At 61.9% G+C, this 3,176-nt stretch carries 3 protein-coding genes and 1 pseudogene; all 4 read left to right on the top strand.

What is annotated here, in order from left to right:
• Positions 1-440, top strand: a 440-nt coding sequence (locus tag Q0349_RS13585) for an ATP-binding cassette domain-containing protein (RefSeq protein ID WP_298081552.1), incomplete at its 5' end; no start/stop codon positions are given.
• A gap of 282 nt (positions 441-722) precedes the next feature.
• A complete protein-coding gene (locus tag Q0349_RS13580) occupies positions 723-1,403 on the top strand; it encodes a hypothetical protein (RefSeq protein WP_298081551.1) in 681 nt (226 codons plus the stop codon).
• Positions 1,404-1,514: 111 nt separating this feature from the next.
• The gene (locus Q0349_RS13575; protein ID WP_298081550.1) at positions 1,515-2,921 is read left to right on the top strand and encodes a GNAT family N-acetyltransferase; all 1,407 of its coding nucleotides are present in this window, start codon (positions 1,515-1,517) and stop codon (positions 2,919-2,921) included.
• A 94-nt stretch (positions 2,922-3,015) separates the two neighbouring features.
• Positions 3,016-3,176: pseudogene (locus Q0349_RS13570) on the top strand (GuaB3 family IMP dehydrogenase-related protein); the annotation flags it as partial.

Genomic DNA, 3,176 nt, shown 5'->3' with positions numbered 1-3,176 from the left:
CGGACGGCCTCGACAACATCATCGTCGGCAACTACACCATCCCCAGCCGCGCCTACCTGGGCCGCTTCAACTTCAAGGGCGCGGACCAACAAAAGCGCGTCGGCGACCTCTCCGGCGGCGAACGCAACCGCCTGCATCTGGCAAAACTCTTAAAAAGCGGCGGCAACGTCTTGCTTTTAGACGAACCGACCAACGACTTGGACGTGGAAACCCTGCGCGCGCTCGAAGAAGCCATCCTCGCCTTCCCCGGCTCTGCGCTCATCATCTCGCACGACCGCTGGTTCCTCGACCGCGTGGCGACGCACATCCTCGCCTTTGAAGGCGACTCGCAGGTGGAATTCTTCCCCGGCACGTATTCCGAATACGAAGCCGACCGCAAACGCCGCCTCGGCGACGAAGCCGACCAGCCGCACCGCATCAAATACAAGCGCATCCAATAGCTCCCCCAAAAGAAAAACCGCCCCAGGGCGGTTTTTTTAGCGCGTACCATTCATAAATACACCTAATAAACCAGAAATAGCACCATGAAAAACCATTCTTTCTTATGCCGCACCGCATGGCTATTAACCATCCTGGCGATATTCCCTCCGACACGGGCGGGCGACAAATTTCAAAGTCTGGCGGCGACACGCAACGAAAAATTTTCCATGACCTTTGCCATCACTCCACAAACGCGCTGGCCAGAATCTTTCCCGCCCAATTGCACAGAAAACGTTTGGGTTGTGAATGATGAACTGGCGAGTTGCAGCCCACCCATACCCGCACCGCATCCGGTCGCCATTGCCGAAGAAAACGAAGGCGGCTATAACGTCATCGGCACTAAAAAAGCGGATGAATATCCCAAGGGGACGACAACAAATTTTATTCCCGCGCACATAATTGCAGCAATGGACAGTGTCGCACTCTATTCGGCGCATACCGTCATCACGCGCCCAACAACAGAATACCCGGAAGAAACCGTTTCCCGCATCCATATGCACCTGCCCGTGCCTTATGCCGAACTGGCGGACAACAGCAAAACCCTGCCCGCCCATCTGAAAATGACCGATGGCGCGGCAACGCTCATGGCACAATTTGCGCCACTGCAAATGCACAAACTGGAAGGCAAATATTCCAGGGCGCAATTCATTGTGGATTACGCCCTGATTTTCTATCAGGGCGACAAAATCATTTACGCCATTTATATAGACGAATATATGGATTATTATTCAATACAGAAGACGGAGGAAAACAAAAAATACTTTATCTTTACGCCCCAATCGCAAAAATTTTACCTTTATGATGACCAGGAAAAAATATTGCAGACATTTCTCGCCCCTTTTTTTAATAACCGCGAGCGGGAAGTCTGCTGCCATTTGCGCGCCTATCCGCAAAAAAACGGCGTTGCTTATGGCTATTTCTAGAGCCCCCTAACCCAACCTGCCCACTCACAAAGAGCGGCGTGTACTAACCTTTCTTCTAAACGCGGGGCTTGCTCCATCGCCAACAACAATCCAATATGACGGCGACCACCAATGCCCCGCCAGCCAAACCGCACCATGCGCCGCCTCCTCCTTGTTCCCCCCGCCGCCCTGCCCGCCAGCCATGTCTTTGGCCGCGACCTCGCCCCGCGCGACTACCGCCGTTATCTCGGCCAGACGCGCGACCGTCTCGACTGGGACGCCAGCGGCGGTCTCCAGCCCAACGCCTTCGCCGCACTCGCCGCCACCCTCGGCGACGGCCACGATGTCCGCCTCGCGCTCCCCGAACACTATCCCGACGGCGACCCCGACCACCGCCGCCTGCTCGACTACGGCGAACCGCTCGCCGCCTGCCGCGACCATTTCAATACCCGCCTGCGCCACCTGATTGCAGCAACCGGCGCAGCGGAAACCGCGCCACCACCGGACACCATCGAACACCGCCACCAGCCGCAAATCATCCTTGGCCGCCGTGGCCGCGGCAAAACCACGCGCCTTGCCGCAAAAATCCGCTGGCTCGGCGGCGTGCGCGTGCTGGTTGTCACCCCCTTTCGCAGCAACCTCGAACGCCTGCGTGCGCTCCTGCCCGATTGCACGAACTGCATTTTTCTGCCGCCGGACGACGCCTTGCACCGCCTGCCACCCGCCGCGCATCTGGTCATTGACGAAGCCGCCAGCATCCCGCCCGCGCAACTGCTCGCCCTCACCGCGCATTACCCCGCCTACACCCTGGCCGCCACCGAAGACGGCTACGAAGGCCACGGTCGCGCCTTCAGCCTGCACGTCCTGCCCGCACTCATCGCGCGCGACGCCGCCCGCGTCTATCGCCACCAGCACGCCTTGCGCCACGCGCACCACGACCCGCTCGAACAGATTCTGGAAAACGCCTTCCTCCTTCACCCCGACGACGCGACCCCGCCCGCGCCCGCGACCCTCCGCCGCGTCAGCCGCAACGAACGCGCCGCTGATGAAACGCTCCTGCGCGCCATCTACCGCCTGCTGCACCAGGCGCATTACCGCACCAGCCCGGACGACCTCAAACAACTGCTCGACCTGCCCGGCCAAAGCCTCTACATCGCGACAACCGGCGCGCAAGTCGCGGGCGTGCTGCACATCCGCCACGAAACGCCGCTGCCGCCCGACCTTGCTACCGCCGTCATGCGCGGCGAACGCCGCCCGCAAGGCCGCCTGCTGCTGCAACAACTACTGGTTCACACCCAAAACCCGGCGTACAACCGCCCGCTCGCCCGCGTCAGCCGCATCGCGGTGCATGAGGCGCACCGCCGCCAGGGCATCGCCGCCGCGCTAATTGCCCGCGCCCGGCAAGACATCGCCGAACCGCTCGGTGTCAGCTACGGCCACAGCGAGGAGCTGGCCGCCTTCTGGCAAGCGCTCGGCTTCCGCGAAATCCACCGCAGCACGAGCGGCAAGACGCGCCCAACCAGTCTGCGCCTCGCTTGACAGCCCGCAGCGCCGTCGGCACACTCGCGCCGAACCCCCACCAGACCGCCCCATGAAGCCGCAAACCTTGCTCATCACCGGCGCCAGTTCCGGCCTCGGCGCCGCCATCGCCCGCGCGGAGGAAGCTCCGGGACGGGGCTGGCACTGGGGATCCGAGGCGACCCACCCCGACATGCCGCGCGGCCAGCGCGTGCACGTGGGGACCACGGGCACACTCGAGCAGATCCTCTACGGCCCCTCGACCAGGGCGGACGG

The sequence above is a fragment of the uncultured Cardiobacterium sp. genome, from assembly GCF_938028185.1.
Lineage (GTDB): Bacteria > Pseudomonadota > Gammaproteobacteria > Cardiobacteriales > Cardiobacteriaceae > Cardiobacterium.
Note: the sequence above shows the minus strand (reverse complement) of the source record. Positions and strands in the feature narration are given on the sequence as shown.

What these genes read in the sequence shown, in the direction of transcription:
- Q0349_RS13575 (WP_298081550.1), top strand. Translation starts at nt 1,515, where the DNA reads ATGCCCCGCCAGCCAAACCGCACCATGCGCCGCCTCCTCCTTGTTCCC.